Source organism: Streptomyces sp. NPDC007971 (assembly GCF_042958635.1).
Classification (GTDB): domain Bacteria; phylum Actinomycetota; class Actinomycetes; order Streptomycetales; family Streptomycetaceae; genus Streptomyces.
On the sequence record NZ_JBIBJK010000025.1, the window covers coordinates 91,333 to 108,758 of the forward strand.

Consider the following 17,426-nt stretch of genomic DNA (forward strand, 5'->3'; position numbering starts at 1 on the left):
TGACCTGCGGCCATCGTCTGATCTCCTGCCTTCACACACCGATGATCACCGGTGGCTGTACCCGTTCCCGGGCCGGACCCGACCGACACGATCAGGATCTGGGCCCGAGTGCCAGCTCTGGAGTTGAATCGGCTGATGGACATGTGCTCCCGCGAGATCCGCATGCCCCTCAATGAGGTCGTCGCAGTACTGCAGGACCTGAACGAGTTCGTCGTTTCCCTCGACCGACTCGGATCCCGCCAGGCATCCGGAACCGCCGACGAGTTCACCGTCGGCAAGTTCATCGCCGACTGGGATGTCGCTCGGCGATTGGCCCGTGCCCGACGCGTCATCAGCGTGGCACTGGATGCACAACTGAGTGAGGAGGACAACGCCGAGATCGATGCCCTGTGCGACAAGGGCCGCTTCTACGGCGCGGACAGCGCCATCGGCCCCTCGACTGACCAGTCCCGCTGAGACAGCATGCGCATCGGACCGGTCAATTGAGACGGGTATCAGTACTGCTGGAGACCTGGTACCCGACCAGCAAGATCACGACCTACAACTGGAGTACTACAGTGAGCGTTTTCAGTGTTGCCTCTCCAGAGTGAGGACCGCTTTGGTGATGACGGTCATGCGGTTGGGGCTGATGCGGGATCTGCGGAAGATCTGCCGGGACTTCAGCCGTGCCATGGCGCGCTCGACCGGAGCCCGGGCGGGGGCCCGGTTGACTGCGCGCTGGGTCGGGGTGAGCTCTCCGCCTGGCGGCCGCTTGAGGCCGGTGGTGACCCAGGTGCCGGCGCCCGTGTAGGCGCGGTCGGCGAGGACGGGGACACCCTGACGTTCGCAGATCCGGATGATCCGGTGTGCGCGGGCCGCGGTGAGGTCGTGGGTGCGGCCCGGCAGGGCGGGCGAGATCCACAGCAGCTCGCCGGTTGGATCGGTGAGGACCTGGACGTTCACGCCGTGCTGGCGGTGCTTGGCCGAGTAGTTCGCGGAACCCTCGCCGACGCGGTCGCACTCAGTGAGGGTTCCGTCGAGGAGGACGAAGTCCGGGTCATTCTCGCGCAGGGTCTTGAGCAGACCCGGGTCCTGGGCGGCGAGCAGGTTCGTCACGGTGGTGACGTAGGCGTGCGCAGTGCCGACGGATATGCCGAAGCCGGCCGCGATCCTCGCGAGGCCGTCGTGGCGGCGCAGGTACACCGGAGCGACGAGTGCGCGCTGGTGCGGCGGGAGCTTGCACCTCCGGTCACCCTCGCGGGTGACGATGAGCATGGTGACCCACTCGACCAGAGCATGCGGGAGGTCGAGTGCGGGGTACATGCGGCCCACTGTCACTCTTTCGGTGGTATTGGAGCCTCGCCAGCTTTATTCGTTCGAACCCGAACGCACGGTTTCACAGCTTCTCAGCAACCAATCCATGGCGACCTCTGGGGTCGCCATGGTCAATCTGGTTTCGTGTACTGGGGTCAACGCGCTCCGAACATCAAGGTGAATGTCGCAGCGGGGTTGCCGTAGTGATCTGTGTAGTGACCGGCACCCGGACCCGCATCCTTGAATTGAGAGTTGAGAATGGCGGCGCGGTGCCCGTTGCTGGCGTAGTTGTTCTCGGGGTTATGGTTCATCCACCAATAGACTGCGGCCTTAGGGGTACCCCAGGTCCATCCAGCGGCACGACATTCGTGCCGTCGCTCAGTCCGCCACCATTCTGAGTGTTCTCCACCGGCACGGTGGGACCGTAGCCCGACTTGGTGAAGCGATCCTCCGGCCAGGAGTATCCCGCTCGGGAGTCCCAGTGGGCGCATACTAGCGGGGGGTTGTGCTGTGGACAGGTTCGATCCGGGTTGGTCGCCCAGTCTTTGGAGTGCGCCCGCGCCTCGGGGGCGAGCTGACCGTTGTAGCAGAGCGCTGCCAGACCACGCTGGGTACGCTCCACGTTCACGAGGTAGAGCAGCGCGTGCTCGGCGTTGACGACGTCGGCGTCCGTCTGGGGAACCGTGTCGACATAGCCAGAGTATGGCTCTTCCGCTTTCTGGCAATCCCCAGCTGGTGTGCCACTGTTGTTCCAGGATGCGGCGATGTCGGTCTTTCCGTCGCCGTTGAAGTCCCCGGAGACCCACTTCGCTGAGTCAATCCAGCCGCCATCGCGGTCGCTCCACTGGGACCACCCCGGGAACTGAGAGCCATCGGACAGGTAGACCGCGGTGGACAGGAGGTCGCCTGGAGCGGCCAGCGTACGGCCTGAAACGGGAGTCAAAGCGATTGCCACTGCCAAGAGCAAGCGCCCGGCGGTGTCCCATGTCCGGCTCCTGGACATAAGCCCTCCTTCAGCGGTCGCTAGCGAGCTGCTGTGCAGTAGTGCGCGAGCTGAGCCATCTGGTGGTCGCTGGAATAGCCGATGTGATTACGGAGCTGGAGCAGCTAGGATCAGGTCGTCGGTGGAGTTGCTTGTTCGCTCGGGCTCGAACCGTCGGATGCGCCTTCCGTGCAGGTCAGTTGATTGACCAGCGCGCTGGCTTAGCGCTGGCAATTGCCTGTACGTCTACAAGGAAAAGACAGGCCAGTCCACCCTGCAACCGCTGTGACAGGGAAGCATCTGCGCCCAAGGCGATCAAGCCTCTACCCCCCGGCGTCAGGGCTGATACGTTCTCAAGCCGCAAGACCGAGTAGCGCGGCTGCGCGGTCGGGATGTGACCGACAGTGGTCGACTGTGGCGGCGATTTTGGTCCAGCCGACCTGGCGCATCAGGCCGATGGCGAGTACTACCTATGAACTCGTAACACGATCTTGGTGGCGAGATTCCTGAGACGGATGCGGCTGGGATGATTGTGGGCATGACCCTGGACTGGTCCCGTCTGAAGCACGCCTACGGATCCGCATCCGACCTACCACGGCTCTTTGACGAGGTTAGTGATCCTGAGCTGGCTGACGTGGCGTGGGAGGAGCTGTGGGCTTCTCTCTACCACCAGGGCTCGGTGTACACGGCCAGCTTTGCCGCCCTGCCCGTTTTGGCAGACATCGCCACCGGTCGCAAGCCGGGCGGTCGTTGGCAGGCCCTTGGGCTGGCCGGCCGCATCGTCGTCGAGGAGCAGCAGCTTCACGAGCCCGGTTACGTCCAGGGTCGCTACCCGTCTGCGATCAACGAGCTGCACCAGCTGACACAGAACCAGGTGATGGCAAGGCCCTTCGAGGGCGATGAAGACGACTTTCTGTACTGGCTGGAGCACCTTCTGGCTTTCGAGGGGGTGCCCATATGGAGGCGCAACTTGCGCCGCGATGCGTACCCCGTGGTGTGCCCCTTCTGCGCAGGGAGCTTGGAGATCGACCTCTCCTACAAGCTCCGAGGCACTTGCCGTCGGGACCCGAACGCGCGTTTTCGGGTTGTCGGCCGCGAGGGACCCATACTCACCGGGGTCCGCCCGGCGGCCCCCGCGAACCTGCCGCCGACGGCGTCCCGGCTGCACGGTCTGGCCGTCAGGGCCGGGCAGTCAGCCGCCGCAGACCATCTGACCCATCTGTTCGGCCGCACGACGTGTCCGGACTGTGCTTCAGAATTCTCGGTACCGGACCAGATCGCGGCCTTCCAGGCATAACAGCTCATGGGCGAACTGGACAAGACCTCTTGAAGCGTCTCCAGCAGATGAGGCTGCAGGCAAGGGATAGGAGGGCGTCATGCAGGTCGAGGCGTCGCTCCCAGCGGACGGCCAGCCGTTTGAAGTGATGCAGGAGCGAGAAGGTCTGCTCAACGACGTAACGGAGCTTTCCGAGGTCCTTGATGTTCGGGGCACCCTTGCGGGAGATCACCGGAAGGATCCGACGTCTGCGCAGCTCGCGGCGGTTGGGGTTGCTGTCGTAGCCTTTGTCGCCGAGTAGGGCATCGGGCCGATGGCGTGGACGGCCAGGCTTGCCAGCCACGGGCGGGATGCCGTCGACCAGGGCCTGGGTCTGGGTAACGTCGTTGACGTTGGCGGCGGTAGTGATGACCTTGAACGGGGTGCCCTTCCCATCGCAGATCAGATGGTGCTTACTGCCTGTCTTCCCGCGGTCGACCGGTGACGGACCGGTGCCTTCGCCCCCTTTTTTTTAGCGCGGATGTGGGAGGCGTCCACGCAGGCCCGCGACCAGTCCAGCTCGCCCGCCGCGTGCAGTTCGGCGAGCAGAAGGCGGTGCAACCTGTCGAAGACACCGGTCTCATGCCACCGGCCGAGTCGGCGCCAGCAGGTCTGACCGGAGCCGAACCCCAACTCCAGCGGCAGCCTCGCTGATGCAAGAGGCCAGTCGGGAGGCGGACCGCAGGCCGGCCGTGCCTGTACACCGTCGAAGCCACCCACGTCCAGGTCAACGCCTACAAGGTCAGTGTTCTGAACGCCCTCGGCACACCGGACTAAGGCGTCGGCATCGCAGCCCGGCTCGACATCGACCACATGCAGACGGCCACATGCAGACCCCAAGGACGGCGCGAAGGTGGACGCCGGCACCCCCATCGACGGTATCGCCCTCAGCGCCGAGACCGTCGAGCTCGCGGAGGGATCCACACGGCTCGGCTCCGTCCCGGTGATCGGCGACAGGTGGACGTTCACCCCCAAGGACGGCTGGACGGTGGGAAGTCACAGCGTCCAGCCGTGGCGGTCAAGGGAGCGCAGAAGTCCCAGGAGGCCAAGGTCGGCTTCACGGTGGAGAAGAAGAACCTGACCGTCACCTACGAGCTCGTCCAGGACCCTTGGCAGGACTGGGAGACCATGGGGTGGATCTACCCCTACGACATCACCCTGAAGGCCGGGGCGACCGATGTGACGCGGTGGCGCGTCGGCTTCGGCCAGTTGCCCGCCGGGACGGCGCCGTTCAAGGAGTTCGCCACGAACTTCTGGGGCGTGATCATCGAGGACGGCTCCAACGGAAGGTTCCGACTCGGCTCGCCTCCGCCCGAGAAAGGCAAGCACATCGTGCCCAAGGGGGAGACCCTGACCATTCGGGTCCAGGTGCTGTACCCGGCCAAGGAGGACGCGTACAAGAAGCTCTACGGGCTGTACGCCGAGGACTGGAGCAGCAAGTAGGCGGCATTTCTCGCACCGCTGTACGTCCGCACGTCCGGGCCGTCGACTCCCGCTCCCCGATCCGTGGCTGCACCCCTGCAGGGGGACGGCCGGCAGCACCCTGGAATGCCACTCTGCAGGCCCTTCGGAGTGGAAGACGGCAGGTGGGGGCAGCTGTCGGTCATGGTTCACACGCCGGACGCAGGGTGTCGCTGACCAGCAGATCCATGCTCCTGGTCCGCAGGACCGAGGTCCACGCCTGGCCCGCACGCGCTGAACCACGACGTGACGCGGCCGGTTCAAGATGAGACAGGCTCCACGTAGAAGGGGTGCCCCTCCATGAGGGGGCCCCTTCTGGCCTGCGAGGCTCATAAGTGTGTACCCACCTCTTGGTGCAGACGAGCCGCTCCACCCGGGGGATAGCAGCTGACCAGCGGATACGTCACTTCAAGGTGAGGCAGCCCTGCGCAGGGCTTCGGTGTAGTTGGCGTCCGAGTCGTGCTCCAACGAGGCTGACTTCGACAAGATCGAGATGGTTCGCGCGAACGCCACGGCAGGGGAGGGGGCCGGTGCGCGCCCCGTCACCGTGCGATGCCGCCCTTGCCTCTGTCTCGACCCTTGCGTCATCTATCGACATTCGATAGATTTCCATCGCTATTCGATGGAAGGGTGGGTCATGGGAAAGCTGACAGTGCGTGCGCTGCGCTCCGTGCTCGTGGTGGTGTTCGCCGGCACCGTGTTCGTGCAAGTGTTGATGGTGTGGGTGCTGGTCAGCGGGAGGGACCCGGAGGGCGGGTCACTTCCGCTGACCCCGCTGCGTGTGATCACGACCCTGGGCATGGTGGCGGCCCAGGTTGCCCTGGTCTGCGTATGGCGGCTCGTGGCGATGGTGCGCCGCGGAACCGTTTTCTCCCATGCAGCCTTCCGGTACGTGGACGGGGTGATCGGCGCGATCGTGGCGGCCGCCCTTCTGTGGTTCGCGGTCACAGCCCTCAACGCGCCGGGCCAGCGGGACGACCCGGGGGTCACCGTGATCATGGGCGGGGTTGGCGTGGCCATCCTTGGGGTTGCCCTCATCGTGCTCGTGCTGCGGATGCTGCTCGCCCAGGCCGTCGCGCGCGACGTCGAAGCAGCGCAGATGCAGGCCGAGTTGGACGAGGTGATCTGATGCCGATCGCCGTCGACATCGACGTGATGCTGGCCAGGCGGAAGATGTCCGTGGGCGAGCTCGCGGACCGGGTAGGGATCACTCCCGCCAATCTGGCGGTACTCAAGAACGGCCGTGCCAAGGCGGTGCGCTTCGCGACGCTCGCCGCGCTCTGCGAGGTGCTCGAGTGCCAGCCGGGCGACCTGCTGCGCTGGGAGGCCGAGGGCGCGGGCGGATGACCTGCCCCCGGGCGGGCGTGAACACGCTCGGCACCACCGGACTGACACAGCACGTGGACCGCATGCACGTGGATCGCCGATCACCCGCAGCACCGTCCCGACCCCGTTCGGCAGTCAGGCCGGCAGGAGTCTGGAACGTGATCATCGATGGTCGTTGAGCCAGTCGCCCGGGATCAGGTCACGAACGCGATCGAGGTCATCTGCTGTCCGGCCGCGGGCCAGGATGGCCGCGCCGTCGTCATCGCGCAGAAGGACGTCGTGGCCCAGGAACCACCGGGTCTCCTCGCCGACGGGGTACACCGGGAAGGGCAGTCTGACGGAGTGCGTCTCCAGCAGTTCAAGACTGTCGCCATCCGGGTCGAGGTAGTCGCAGAGCTCTTCATCGGCCTGAAGGGACTCCGACAAGATGATCTCGACGAAGCAAAGGGAAAGACGCTCCAGCCAGTCCTCCCACCGCTCGGCGCTCTTGTCGGCAAGGTCGAGCCGGATGAACACCGCAGGATCTTCACCCTGGAGGGTGTCGAGGAGGATGCCCCAGGATGTGGCTCCCTGGTTCTCGTGACGGAAGACCAGGGCCTCCTTGGCATCGTCGACATACAGCTCTGCAGGACCGAGCAGCACATCGTGGTTGCTGGTGAGATCCTGTCGGCGCCCGAACAGCAGATACGCCTCGCGCAGCGCCGTCGGCAGCCGAAGGCCCAGTCGCTCCTCGGCAGCGTCGAGTTCGGCTTCGGCCCATCCGTCATTGCTTCCCAGGGCGGCACCGACCCAGTGGGCGGCGAAGCCCTGGATGAAGGTCCATGCACCACTGCGGTCTTCGACGCCTCTGGCAAGCGACGCGGAAAGATCGAACCCTTGTGTCATGCCAGGACGATATCCGTCCCGCTCATCAGGCGTCTGCGCACCCCGACACGCCGACCAGGTGTTCCTGGAGTCCAGCGACATTCCGGACCGGCTTGAGCAACATCCGTTGCCCGAAGCCGGCGTCAGCCGCTCTCATCTCACACCGACGAAGCCAGCCGCCCTGTGCACACCCGGGCACGGCGCACCGAGGGCATCCGATACGCATCCCTCCCGCCACCGGCCAGGTGCACGTTGCGTATCGCCTCCAGGCTGTCGGCAGGTTCCGCGTGGTCGGGGTCCGGGATGACGTTCACCGTGAACCGAATGATGCTGCGTGCGATGCCCGAGAACTTCGATGCTCATAAACGGGCTGGCTCCGAGGCCACGTCATGGCGGGACAGACCGGACCCGCGGCCGGCGCGGTCGCGGCCGTCGCCACCGCGGTGGGCCTGTTCGCCCGGCTGGAGGACTGCCGCAGCGCGCCGGCGGCCGCATCTACGGTGTTTTCGGAGTCCCGATCCAGACGGTATGGGCCTCCCTGCCGGCACGGTGCCTTCTGATCGCCGACGAGGAACGGAGGCCTCAGCGAGCGCGGAGCCAGACGCCGCCGTACGCGACGATGGCACCGCCGACGGCGCTCGCCGCGCCCCGGAGCAGACACAGGCCGACCTCGTTGCGCATGCGCCATGCTCGCCGGGCCCATTGAGCTCTCGTCGATGACGGGCCGTGGGGTTCCGGGATCGCCGCGTTGCCCTTGCTTTCGGCCTTGGACATGAGTCCCTCCCCGGCAGGGGACGGTCTGGATCTCTGCGGACGGCTCCCGGCCCACCGGAGGCCGCCGCCGTTGACCGTGGCATCCGCGCCGATGGCCGCACATGGAGAACGTAAGACATCTCGCGGGGCACGATCTCTGACGTTGTCAACGGCAAGTTCTTGCCCGCCGAGGACGCGCTCAAGGGCATCCTCGTCGGCCCCCACATGGCCAACGGTGCCCCCGAGGACCACCAATGGCTCGTAGCCGGCCGCGTTCGGTGATCTACGGGATCCGGCATCGCACCGCTTGCGCACTGCTGCCACACCACGCCGGGCCGGCCGCGGGACCGTGCGACGTACCCCGGTGAGTCCGCGGTGAGCTTCCGGTGAGCCCTTGCCGCGACGGTTGGGTCATCGCCGGATCCGCCACGGACCGGCCACCCAACAGGGAGCGACGATGAACGTTCTGACTGGCAAGACGGCACTGGTGACCGGCGGCTCGCGGGGAATCGGCCGGGCGGTCGCGCTGCGGCTGGCGGCCGAGGGCGCGCTGGTCGCCGTCCACTACGGCGCCGACGACCAGGCGGCCAAGGAGGTTGTGGCGCGGATTGAGGCAGCGGGCGGCCGAGCGTTCGTGATTCGGGCCCGGTTCGGCGAGGACGGCGCGGTGGACCGGCTGTTCGAGGAGCTGACCGTGGGGCTGGCGGGGGCCGGGCTGGACATCCTGGTCAACAATGCGGGCATCGGCTCGGGCAACCCGATCTCGCAGGTCTCCGAGGAGGAGTTCGGCAGGCTGATGGAGATCAACGTCGCCACCCCGTTCTTCGTGATCCAGCGGGCGATGGCGCTGCTGAACGACGGCGGACGCATCGTCAACATGGGTTCCACGGCCAGCCGTTTCGCGGTCTCCACCCAGATCGGCTACACGATCAGCAAGGCGGCGCTGGAGTCGATGGCACCGTCGCTGGCCAACGAGCTCGGCCGCCGCGGCATCACGGTGAACACGGTCGCGCCGGGCGCTGTGCGGACCGACATGACCGCGGGCTACACCTCCATCCCCGAGGTGGTGGCCGGGCTGGAGTCGATCACCGCGCTGGGGCGGTTGGGCGAGCCCGAAGACATCGCGGACGTCGTCGCGTTCCTGGCCGGCCCACAGGGTCGCTGGGTGACCGGTCAGACCGTCGACGTCTCGGGCGGGACCTTCCTCGGCCCGATCGCCCCATGATCTTTTGCGTCGATGAATAATCGCCTGCATGCAGTTTGGAATCCTCGGCGAGACCCGAGCATGGCACGGTGACGGCAACAAGGTCCCGTTGGGCGGACCGGCCCGGCGGGCGCTGCTGGCCCTGCTGCTGGTGCGCCCCGGAGAGGTCGTCTCGACGGACCGGCTGGCTGACGAGATCGACCCCGCCGGGGCGCTGTCGGCACATTCGCTGCAGTCCCAGGTGTCCAGGCTCCGTAGCGCACTGGGCGCCGGGGCCGCGATCGAACGGGTCGGCGCGGGGTACCGGATCGTGGTCGATTCGGACGACGTGGACACCTCCCGGTTCGAGCGCTTGGCCGGGGAGGGCCGTGCGGCGCTCGCCGACGGCGACGCCGGACGGGCGGCCGTGCTGCTGCGCGAGGCGCTGGAGCTGTGGCGGGGACCTGCGCTGGCCGACCTGCCCGAGAGCGAGATGGCCCGGGCCGCCGCCGTGCGGCTGGAGGAACGCCGACTCGGGGCACTCGAAGACCGCATAGAAGCGGGGCTGAGGCTTGGCGAGCACAGGGCGGTCGTACCTGAGCTGCGCGAACTGGTCGGCTCCTATCCACTCCGGGAACGGCTGGCGGGGCTGCTGATGCGGGCGCTGTTCGCCGAGGGCGGGCAGGCCGAGGCGCTGGTGGTGTTCGAGGAGACCCGGCGGCACCTGGCCGACGAGCTGGGCGCCGATCCCTCGGCCGAACTGACGGCGCTGCACCGGGAACTGCTGAGCACCGATCCGATGCCGTCGCCCGCCGCGCCGCCCGCCCAGCTGACGAGCTTCGTGGGCCGCGCCGATGAGGTGACCGAGGTCGCCGAGGTGTTGCGGGTGGCCCGGTTGGTCACCCTCATCGGGCCCGGTGGCGTCGGCAAGACCCGGCTGTCGGTCGAGGTCGCGGGCGTCGGGGGCGCCGCGGACCAGGTGTGCTTCGTGGAGCTGGCCCCGCTGCGCGACGGCGGCGGCCTGCCGCATGCCCTGCTGGGCGCGCTCGGCCTGCGCGAGAACGGGCTCCAGATGGACGGCGGCGCGAAGACGCCGGTCGATCGTCTGATCGCGGCGCTGTCCGACCAAGTGCTGCTGCTCGTCCTGGACAACTGCGAGCACCTTGTCGACGAGGTCGCCAGGCTGGCGGCGCGGCTGCTGGCGACCTGCCCGCGGCTGCGTGTGCTGGCGACGAGCCGGGAGCCGCTCGGCATCATCGGCGAGCACCTCTTCCCCGTGCGGCCGCTCGACGAGGACGCGGCAGTACGGCTGTTCACCGAGCGGGCCGGTGCCGTACAGCGTGGCTTCACCGCCGACCCCGAGGTCGTGCGGCGGATCTGCGCGGCACTCGACGACCTGCCGCTGGCGATCGAGCTCGCGGCGGCGCGGTCGCGCACCCTGGACATCGACGACCTGGCGGGGCGGCTGGACGACCTGCTCGCTGTCGGCGCCCGCGGCAACCGCACGGCGGACGAGCGGCACCGCACGCTGCGTTCGGTGGTCGCGTGGAGCTGGGACCTGCTCAGCGAGCCCGAGCAGCGGGCCGCGCGGCGGTTCACGGTCTTCGCCGGGGGCGCGACGGCTCCCTCCGCGCTTCGGGTGTGCGGCACCGACGGTGAGACGCTGGAGGCTCTGGCCGACAAGTCGCTGCTGGAGATGGCGGGCGGCCGCTACCGGATGCTGGAGACGATCCGCGCGTACGGTGCCGAACGGCTCGATGCGGCGGGCGAAGGCGAGTCCGTTCGGCGCGCCCACGCCGAGCGCCTGCTGGAGCTGGTGCGCACGGCCGACCCGCATCTGCGGCGGGCCGAGCAGGTGGAGTGGCTGCCCGTGGTCGCCGCCGAGCACGGTGACCTCCTGGCCGCTCTGCGCTGGGCCGTCGAGGAGCGGGCAGTGGAGACGGCTTTCGAGCTGCTTGCCGCGGCGTTCAACTACCTGTGGATCCGGGGCGCTTCCGCGTCGGTTGCGCCCCTGGCGATCGCGCTGCTCGCAGCGGTGGGCGAGGCGGTCCCCGACGGGCTCGGCGAGGAGTACGCGACGTGCGTGCTGATCGCCGGCGCGGCGTCGGCGACGGGCGAAGCCGGGGCGCAGGCCTGGCAGCGGCACCGTGCGACGGCCGGAAAGGCGCTGGCGGACGCATGGCCCGGCGACCGGTCGGGCCGGTACCCGGTCGTCCTGCTGCTGTGGATGATGCGGAACGCGGGCGGGCCGGACCCGCAGGGCGCATTCGCGCTCGTCTCGTCCCAGCGCGACTGCCCCGAGCCGTGGGCGCGGGCCGCCGCCCACTATGTGTCGGGATTCGGGCACCTCGGTCGGCGGGATCCCGCGGCGGCCGAGGACACCTTCGGCCAGGCCCTGGAGGGATTCCGTTCGCTCGGTGACCGGTGGGGTACCGCGCTGGCCCTGGACACGATGGCCGGCGTGGCAGGCGCGCTCGGCGACCGGACGCGAGCCCTCGCTCTGACCGACGAGGCGCTGGTGCTCACCGAACGGCTCGGCGCCCTGGAGGACAGCGCCGACCTGCTGGTCAATCGGGGCGATCACCTCGCCGGGGACGACACGGCCGGGGCTCGTAACGCCTATGCGGACGCCGCCGATCTCGCCCGCCGCGCCGGCAGTTCCACCTACCTGGCGGCTGCGCTGCGCGGGCTCGGCGACATCGCCCTGGAGGAGGGCGACCTGGCAGAGGCGGAACGGCTCTACAGCGAGGCGCTGGAGCGGATCGACCCGCACTGGATCAAGAGTCTGGGGCCCCGGGTGCGCACGCTCATCGGCCTCGGCCGCATCGCCACCGCCCGAAGCCACCACGCGGAGGCACGCAAGCACTACCGGCAGGCCGCCGAGGTCGCCGACACGGCCGGGGCGCACGCCTCGGAGGTCCTGCGCATGCTGGGATTGTCCGAGAAGGTCGTGGAGTCCGTCCTCGAAGCCATGACTGTGGCCGTGGCCGCGGACCGGTGAGGGCGGTCATCCGGGGGCCGGCTGCACCAGGGGGTTCTCCTACGCCTGGACGATAAGGGTCTGGTGGACTTGTCCTGCGCGGTCCTCGACTCGGCTCACGTTCGCGCGAAAAGGGGGGCGAACTTGCAGGTCCGAGCCCCGTGGACCGAGGCAGGCCCGGTGCCAAGGTGCACGTCCTGTCCGATGCGGACGTAGGCCCCGACGCGTAGGACTCTCCGCGGCCAACACCCGCGACAGCCTCGCCCTGAAGCCGATGCTGTCCCCTTTCCGCATTGGACATGAACCCCATACAGCCGATTCCAAGCCCGTGCGTCTTCATGCCGACAAGGCCTGCGACATCCCTCACCTGCGGCGATGGCTCTGGGCCAAGCGCATCGGCGTCCGCATCGCCTGCGAGGGCATCGACGCGAGAGAGCGACTCGGGCGCCGCCGGTGGGTCATCGAACGGACCAGGTCCCGGCTGACCGGCTACCGCCGTCTCGACCGCCGCTACGAGCGTAAACCCGGCAACTACCTGGCCTTTCTCGGGCTGGCAGCCGCACTCTGCTGCTACCAACGGCTCCTCAAACCGACCAGGAAGGACACGCTCTTGGCTGCCGTCGAGGTGGTTGCTGTACTTCGCTGTCGTACAGCAACACCGCCGCATTCGAGCGGAGCTGCCGGTCGGCCGCAGCTACAGCCCGCTGTCGCCTCGGTGGGCTGGCTGGTGCATCAGCCGTCGCCGGTGCCATCACGGGCGGCGCTCTTGTCGCGGGTGTCGGGGTCGGCCTCCACGGCGTAGACCTCCCGGGGCTTCTGGCCGGGGCCGTGCACCCAGCCGGCCCCGGTCAGTCCGTGCGCCGCTGCGGTTCGGGCTGGGCGCTCTCGGTGAGAGCCGTGCGCGCGGCCTGCAGCAGTTCTTCGGAGAGCGGGTTGCCCCGGGTGGCGCGGGCGAGGGCGAGGGCGAGGGCGAGGGCGAGGGCGAGGGCACCGACCATGGTGCAGAGCTGGGCCATGCCGTCGTCGTCGCCGGTGGCCAGCCGAGCGGCACGGTTCCGTACCCCGTTGATGTAGACGTGCTGGGCGCGGGCGGCCTGCTCGGGCTCGCGCCCCAGGTCAGCGGCGAATCCGGGGACAGGGCAGCCGTCCGCGGGGTGATCACGGTGCCAGACCGAGAGGTAGTCCTCGATCACCCTCCGACGGACGGTCTCGTGCTCCCCGGACTTCTCCTCGAAGGCCACCGCCGAGTGTGCCGCCTGCTCGGCGAAGGCGTGCGCGACAGCCTCGTCGACCAGATCCTCCTTGGAGGCGAACTGCTTGTAGAACCCGCCATGGGTGAGCCCGGCGGCCTTCATCAGATCGGCGACGCTGACCGCGGTGCCTTTCTCGCGAAACATCCGGGAGGCGGTGGCTACGACGCGTTGCCGGTTCTCCTGTGCTCGGCTTGCGCCCGGGACACGCGGCCCATGCAATCACTCTCCTCACATAGATGCCACTTGCCATCTATCCTGAGACAGTCCTTGACCCCGGCTTCCCGCACTCCGGCGCCAACGCCGCGTGGCCGTGACGCTGTCGGCGGGCCGGCCGGTGTGCCTGCCGGTTCTTCTGACGATGGTCGGCGGCCTTACTGCGTGGACCTTCCCCGTCCCGGCCGAATCGGGTATGCGGCTCGGCCGACGCTGTTGTACGGGCGAGGGTCGCGCTGCGAGGTTCGAAGGTCAGTCCGTGGCCGCGGGCGGGGGCGCCGGCGGTCGTTTGTCGGTCGTGCCCTGTTCCAGCTGCCGCGCCTGCCGGATCAGCGCCGTCAGGACGGCGGCGAGCAGGCAGGCAGCCACTCCGACGGCGGGGGTCCCGACCACGCGGGTGAGGATCGCGCCGGCAGTCGCACCGACCGCAAAGGCGACCACGACCGCGGCGTACCGACCCGCCCGCCGTGCGGCCGCCGGCTCTCTGGCCATCCACCACTGGTGCGCGGCGACGATGCCCTTGAGCAGGTTCCCGCTCTCCGCAAGTGTGGTGTAGGGGCTGTCGCGCAGGGTCGTGAACGTCGAGAACTGCAGCGCGGCAACGAAGGAGACCGTCACCGTCGTCACCTGCTCCGGCATGCCGGCGGGCTGCGCTGCGATCGCTGTCAGCAAGACGATCTGAATCGTCACCACGAGTCGCAGCGGTCGGCGAACAAGGCGTTGCACACGAGACAGGCCGAGCACTTCCACCAGGATGACACCGACGCTGAAGGCCGCGATCGGGGCCAGCAGCAGGAGGGCTCTGTGCCAGTGCCCGGCCGTGGCTTCCACGCAGAACAGCAGGACGTTGCCCGATTGCAGGTTGGCGAACACCTGGTGCCGCACGAAGGTGTAGGCGTCCAGAAAACCGCCCACTGTTGCCAGAAGCACCCCGACGGTCAGGGTGTCGGGACGGCGGTGGATCGTGGCCATGCACCACAGCATGCACGACATGACCCGCCCCGCAGCGGTGGACATCTGAGTGGACTGCGGTGGACTTCTGCACAGCACACGGGAGGAGGTCGGGCGCGGGCCGATCACGCCTGCTGGTGTGACGGCTCCTTCGCGAGGCCCGCAAGCCCAAGCAGCCACACACCGCTGCCCGCCTGATCACGTGTCCGTCCGCTGGCTGACGTGGTGTCCTGTCCTAGATGACTCTTGGGCAGGGCGAGTCTCTGACCTGCGGCGCCTGAGCGGACGGGCCGGCGGTCGGTTCCCCGCTCAGCCGCAGGCAGCCGCGTCTAGGGTGTTCATCGCGGAAGCCCATTGGCCGAGTCGGAGGCGTCATGTCCCTGCAGATGAAGCTGGTTGCGATAACGCTCGATTGTCCTGATCCGCTTGCTCTGGCTGCGTTCTATCAGCAGGCCACTGGCTTCGAACCTCACCCGAAGTCGGACGCGGACTTCGCTGGTCTCAACCGTGAGGACGGACTCTTCATCGGTTTTCAACGGGTCGACGACTTCCGGGCTCCGCGCTGGCCCGACCAGACCGTTCCCCAGCAACTGCACCTTTGCTTCGACGTCGTCGATCTGGACGAGGCCGAGGACCGGCTGCTGGAACTGGGCGCGGGAAAGCCGGATCATCAGCCTCATGAGGCCACCAGGGCGCGGGTTCTCACCGATCCAGCCGGACATCCCTTCTGTATCTGCCGAGGCTGACTGGAGGGTGTAGCCGGGCTTCGATGTGTCAGGCCGCGGGCCGTCCGCTTATGACACGGCAGCTCACCGGGAAGCGCTGGAGGGTTCCGAAGTCCCACCAGAGCGACTGCTGCCTGTATGACGCGGTGACGGAAAGCGCGGTGCCACTGATCGTTTCAGAATGCCGCTCGTGGGAGATGCCGGAAGCCCCTGTGTGACCATCGCTACGAGCCTGGACGGGGAGCCCGCTTGGAACGGAGCTCGGCTGCGACCGAACCGCACGAGGTGACAGCGCGTGTCCTTGTGATCGGTTACATCGATGCCCTCAACGCGGTTGGTGTGGCCATGAGAGCTGCGATCCCCCGCTTGAACGGCTGGGGGACATGCTCAGTCTGGTACGTGCATGCCGGATCATCAGTCGGAGCGACGAAATCGACACCTACTCCTACCAGGTCCACGGGGCCGGCTGCCTCTTCATCAAGGACAACGGCACCCGGATCGACATGGACTCCGCGTCAGACGGCACGGAGATCTTCGATTTCTGGCGGCTGCGCTGCTACGGACTGAGTTTGCCCGAGCCTCACGACCCCACGGAGCAGGACTTGCGGTCCGCAGTGGAGTCGCTGAAGCCCCTACTGATCGAGGTGCGGCCGGGGTGGTTCAGCGTGGCTGAGTCCAAGGCTTCAGCTGACACCGGTGTGTCGGCCGGCAGTTGGTGATCTCCATCGGCAGGGTCTGCGAGGTGTCCGATGATCTCGTCGCTGAAGACCTGTGGAAGCGCATAGCCCCACTGCTGCCACCGCAGCCCGAGCGGGTGCCAGACCGGGCTGCATTGGCGGGCATCGTCTACGTGCTGCGCAAGGGTGTGGCCGGCGGGACGTTCCTGCAGCGGTGGTGGGCTACTCGGGCGTGACCGCCTGGCGACGCCTACGGGAGAACCGAAGCCGGTGTCCGGCCCCGGCTGCACACGGAACGCCTTGCCGAACTACGCAAGCAGGGCCTGCTGGAGATGGACGACTGTGCGGTCGACGGCTCCCACGTCAGAGCCTTCAAAGGGGGGACCACGTCGGACCGTCGCCGGTCGACCGCGGTCGCCCCGGCTCCAACCATCACCTGATCGTCGACCGGCACGGAAGCACACTGGCCGTGTCCGCGGCTGGCGGTAACCGGCATGACGTGACGCAGTGACTCCACCAGTTCACACGACTCCGGACCCGCTGCGAACACCGCGCCGACCTTCACCAGGGCCTGCTCGAACTGGCTTGCAGCATCACCTGCCTGAGACGGCTCCGCACGTCATTCTGAAACGATCAGTACAGTAGCCTTCCGGGTCAGGAATCTTGACCTGAGTCAGCCGTGCTGGTGCTGGACGATCGCGGGCGGTCGCGGCACGGCCCTGTTCGAACAGCTGCGTGGGCAGCGAGACCAGGGCGGCTACTCCACCCTCACCCGCTACCTCCGCACCGTCCGCGCCGGCACCGCACCCCCGGCCCCCGCCGAGTTACCCAGGCCCCGCCGGATCACCGGCTGGATCATGCAGACCCGCGCGAGCCTGTCACCTCGAGATGCCGCCGGACCGGACGAGCTACGGCTCGCCTGCCCGGACATCGCCGCAGCCTGCGACTTTCCCCGCACGTTCACCGACCTGTTGCGTCACCGCCGCGGCTACCTCCAACACGACTGGATACGTCAGGCCGAGCAGACCACGCCCGCCCCGGTGAAGAGCTTCGCCGGATTCCCGCGTCAGGACATCGACGCCATGCTGGCGGGGTTGACCTCGGACTACAGTTCCGGCGTGGTCGAGGGACACGTCAACAGACTCACAACGCTGAAGGGGCAGATGTTCAACCGGGCCGGACTCCTCTTGCTCCGCAAGCGGGTCCTCCTCGCGGCTTCGTTCACTTCAAGAAATGACGTCAGCGCCCTCGCCACATCATGGCGGGAGGCTGCAGCGCAGTTCCGCGCGCCGAGAGCGGGGATGGCTGCTCCTGGCCCTCGGCGGCTGGGGCCAGGAGGCGGGCCAGGCCCTGAGGGTGGGTGGCCGGACCGCGGTCGGTGTACGTGCGTTTGCCGACACCCAGGGGTCCCTAGGGCCTGTCTGATGGGTCTGTGACGAACCAGGTGCGG

15 protein-coding genes and 3 pseudogenes are annotated in these 17,426 nt (G+C 68.0%); 11 read left to right on the plus strand and 7 right to left on the minus strand.

The genetic code is table 11. The annotated features are described in order from the left end of the window. Nucleotides 1-108: 108 nt before the first annotated feature. A complete protein-coding gene (locus tag ACFZCP_RS38590) occupies nt 109-456 on the plus strand; it encodes a hypothetical protein (RefSeq protein WP_391438648.1) in 348 nt (115 codons plus the stop codon). Nucleotides 457-567: 111 nt separating this feature from the next. Here the strand turns inward: ACFZCP_RS38590 and ACFZCP_RS38595 are convergent, their stop codons facing one another. Continuing rightward, entirely contained in the window at nt 568-1,302 is a 735-nt protein-coding gene (locus ACFZCP_RS38595) for a transposase family protein (protein ID WP_391438650.1), read from the minus strand. Nucleotides 1,303-1,600: 298 nt separating this feature from the next. Continuing rightward, complete coding sequence (locus tag ACFZCP_RS38600) at nt 1,601-2,296, minus strand: CAP domain-containing protein (RefSeq protein WP_391438653.1); 696 nt, start codon at nt 2,294-2,296, stop codon at nt 1,601-1,603. 517 nt (nt 2,297-2,813) lie between these two features. On the opposite strand from ACFZCP_RS38600, the gene ACFZCP_RS38605 reads away from it, so the two are divergent. Next, nucleotides 2,814-3,572 (plus strand): hypothetical protein, encoded by a 759-nt coding sequence (locus ACFZCP_RS38605; RefSeq protein WP_391438656.1) that lies wholly within the window; start codon nt 2,814-2,816, stop codon nt 3,570-3,572. 4 nt (nt 3,573-3,576) lie between these two features. On the opposite strand, the pseudogene ACFZCP_RS38610 reads toward ACFZCP_RS38605, so the two are convergent. Continuing rightward, a pseudogene (locus ACFZCP_RS38610) lies at nt 3,577-3,999 on the minus strand (transposase); the annotation flags it as partial. Between the two features lie 602 nt (nt 4,000-4,601). Here ACFZCP_RS38610 and ACFZCP_RS38615 point away from each other — a divergent pair. The 3 genes from ACFZCP_RS38615 to ACFZCP_RS38625 all read left to right on the plus strand — a co-directional run bounded on the left by ACFZCP_RS38615 (nt 4,602) and on the right by ACFZCP_RS38625 (nt 6,398). Then, nucleotides 4,602-5,033: a hypothetical protein gene (locus ACFZCP_RS38615; protein WP_391438658.1), complete on the plus strand. Its 432-nt coding sequence runs from the start codon at nt 4,602-4,604 to the stop codon at nt 5,031-5,033. Nucleotides 5,034-5,688: 655 nt separating this feature from the next. Beyond that, nucleotides 5,689-6,180, plus strand: coding sequence for a DUF2975 domain-containing protein (locus ACFZCP_RS38620; protein ID WP_391438814.1), 492 nt, complete (start codon nt 5,689-5,691; stop codon nt 6,178-6,180). Beyond that, entirely contained in the window at nt 6,180-6,398 is a 219-nt protein-coding gene (locus ACFZCP_RS38625) for a helix-turn-helix transcriptional regulator (RefSeq protein ID WP_362699446.1), read from the plus strand. Before ACFZCP_RS38620 ends, ACFZCP_RS38625 begins: the two co-directional genes overlap by 1 nt. Before the next feature lie 141 nt (nt 6,399-6,539). Here ACFZCP_RS38625 and ACFZCP_RS38630 read toward each other — a convergent pair whose 3' ends face one another. Together ACFZCP_RS38630 and ACFZCP_RS38635 are read right to left on the minus strand one after the other, a co-directional pair. Then, entirely contained in the window at nt 6,540-7,262 is a 723-nt protein-coding gene (locus ACFZCP_RS38630) for an SMI1/KNR4 family protein (protein ID WP_391438661.1), read from the minus strand. A 561-nt stretch (nt 7,263-7,823) separates the two neighbouring features. Continuing rightward, on the minus strand, nt 7,824-8,015 hold the full coding sequence (locus ACFZCP_RS38635) for a hypothetical protein (protein WP_391438664.1): 192 nt from the start codon (nt 8,013-8,015) through the stop codon (nt 7,824-7,826). 436 nt (nt 8,016-8,451) lie between these two features. Between ACFZCP_RS38635 and ACFZCP_RS38640 the strand changes: the two genes are divergently transcribed. From ACFZCP_RS38640 to ACFZCP_RS38650, 3 genes and pseudogenes are all read left to right on the plus strand, one after another. Next, nucleotides 8,452-9,219: an SDR family oxidoreductase gene (locus ACFZCP_RS38640; RefSeq protein ID WP_391438667.1), complete on the plus strand. Its 768-nt coding sequence runs from the start codon at nt 8,452-8,454 to the stop codon at nt 9,217-9,219. 28 nt (nt 9,220-9,247) lie between these two features. Then, the gene (locus ACFZCP_RS38645; protein WP_391438672.1) at nt 9,248-12,178 is read left to right on the plus strand and encodes a BTAD domain-containing putative transcriptional regulator; all 2,931 of its coding nucleotides are present in this window, start codon (nt 9,248-9,250) and stop codon (nt 12,176-12,178) included. A 15-nt stretch (nt 12,179-12,193) separates the two neighbouring features. Beyond that, nucleotides 12,194-12,752, plus strand: a pseudogene (locus tag ACFZCP_RS38650) (transposase); the annotation flags it as partial. A 253-nt stretch (nt 12,753-13,005) separates the two neighbouring features. On the opposite strand, the gene ACFZCP_RS38655 reads toward ACFZCP_RS38650, so the two are convergent. Both ACFZCP_RS38655 and ACFZCP_RS38660 read right to left on the minus strand, forming a co-directional pair. Continuing rightward, entirely contained in the window at nt 13,006-13,554 is a 549-nt protein-coding gene (locus tag ACFZCP_RS38655; RefSeq protein ID WP_391438675.1) for a TetR family transcriptional regulator, read from the minus strand. Between the two features lie 321 nt (nt 13,555-13,875). After that, entirely contained in the window at nt 13,876-14,703 is an 828-nt protein-coding gene (locus ACFZCP_RS38660; protein ID WP_391438678.1) for a DUF1275 family protein, read from the minus strand. Between the two features lie 245 nt (nt 14,704-14,948). Between ACFZCP_RS38660 and ACFZCP_RS38665 the strand changes: the two genes are divergently transcribed. The 3 genes and pseudogenes from ACFZCP_RS38665 to ACFZCP_RS38675 all read left to right on the plus strand — a co-directional run bounded on the left by ACFZCP_RS38665 (nt 14,949) and on the right by ACFZCP_RS38675 (nt 16,604). Continuing rightward, nucleotides 14,949-15,320: a VOC family protein gene (locus ACFZCP_RS38665; protein WP_391438681.1), complete on the plus strand. Its 372-nt coding sequence runs from the start codon at nt 14,949-14,951 to the stop codon at nt 15,318-15,320. A 362-nt stretch (nt 15,321-15,682) separates the two neighbouring features. Continuing rightward, on the plus strand, nt 15,683-16,018 hold the full coding sequence (locus ACFZCP_RS38670) for a DUF6896 domain-containing protein (RefSeq protein WP_391438684.1): 336 nt from the start codon (nt 15,683-15,685) through the stop codon (nt 16,016-16,018). Between the two features lie 5 nt (nt 16,019-16,023). Continuing rightward, nucleotides 16,024-16,604 (plus strand): annotated as a pseudogene (locus tag ACFZCP_RS38675) (transposase). The last annotated feature ends 822 nt before the right edge of the window (nt 16,605-17,426 follow it).

Bases quoted from the DNA above. Each gene is read 5' to 3' on its own strand.
- ACFZCP_RS38665 (WP_391438681.1), top strand. From the start codon at position 14,949: ATGTCCCTGCAGATGAAGCTGGTTGCGATAACGCTCGATTGTCCTGAT.
- ACFZCP_RS38645 (WP_391438672.1), top strand. From the start codon at position 9,248: ATGCAGTTTGGAATCCTCGGCGAGACCCGAGCATGGCACGGTGACGGC.
- ACFZCP_RS38600 (WP_391438653.1), bottom strand. From the start codon at position 2,296: ATGTCCAGGAGCCGGACATGGGACACCGCCGGGCGCTTGCTCTTGGCA.
- ACFZCP_RS38635 (WP_391438664.1), bottom strand. From the start codon at position 8,015: ATGTCCAAGGCCGAAAGCAAGGGCAACGCGGCGATCCCGGAACCCCAC.
- ACFZCP_RS38630 (WP_391438661.1), bottom strand. From the start codon at position 7,262: ATGACACAAGGGTTCGATCTTTCCGCGTCGCTTGCCAGAGGCGTCGAA.
- ACFZCP_RS38605 (WP_391438656.1), top strand. From the start codon at position 2,814: ATGACCCTGGACTGGTCCCGTCTGAAGCACGCCTACGGATCCGCATCC.
- ACFZCP_RS38595 (WP_391438650.1), bottom strand. From the start codon at position 1,302: ATGTACCCCGCACTCGACCTCCCGCATGCTCTGGTCGAGTGGGTCACC.
- ACFZCP_RS38670 (WP_391438684.1), top strand. From the start codon at position 15,683: ATGCTCAGTCTGGTACGTGCATGCCGGATCATCAGTCGGAGCGACGAA.
- ACFZCP_RS38625 (WP_362699446.1), top strand. From the start codon at position 6,180: ATGCCGATCGCCGTCGACATCGACGTGATGCTGGCCAGGCGGAAGATG.
- ACFZCP_RS38640 (WP_391438667.1), top strand. From the start codon at position 8,452: ATGAACGTTCTGACTGGCAAGACGGCACTGGTGACCGGCGGCTCGCGG.
- ACFZCP_RS38655 (WP_391438675.1), bottom strand. From the start codon at position 13,554: ATGTTTCGCGAGAAAGGCACCGCGGTCAGCGTCGCCGATCTGATGAAG.
- ACFZCP_RS38620 (WP_391438814.1), top strand. From the start codon at position 5,689: ATGGGAAAGCTGACAGTGCGTGCGCTGCGCTCCGTGCTCGTGGTGGTG.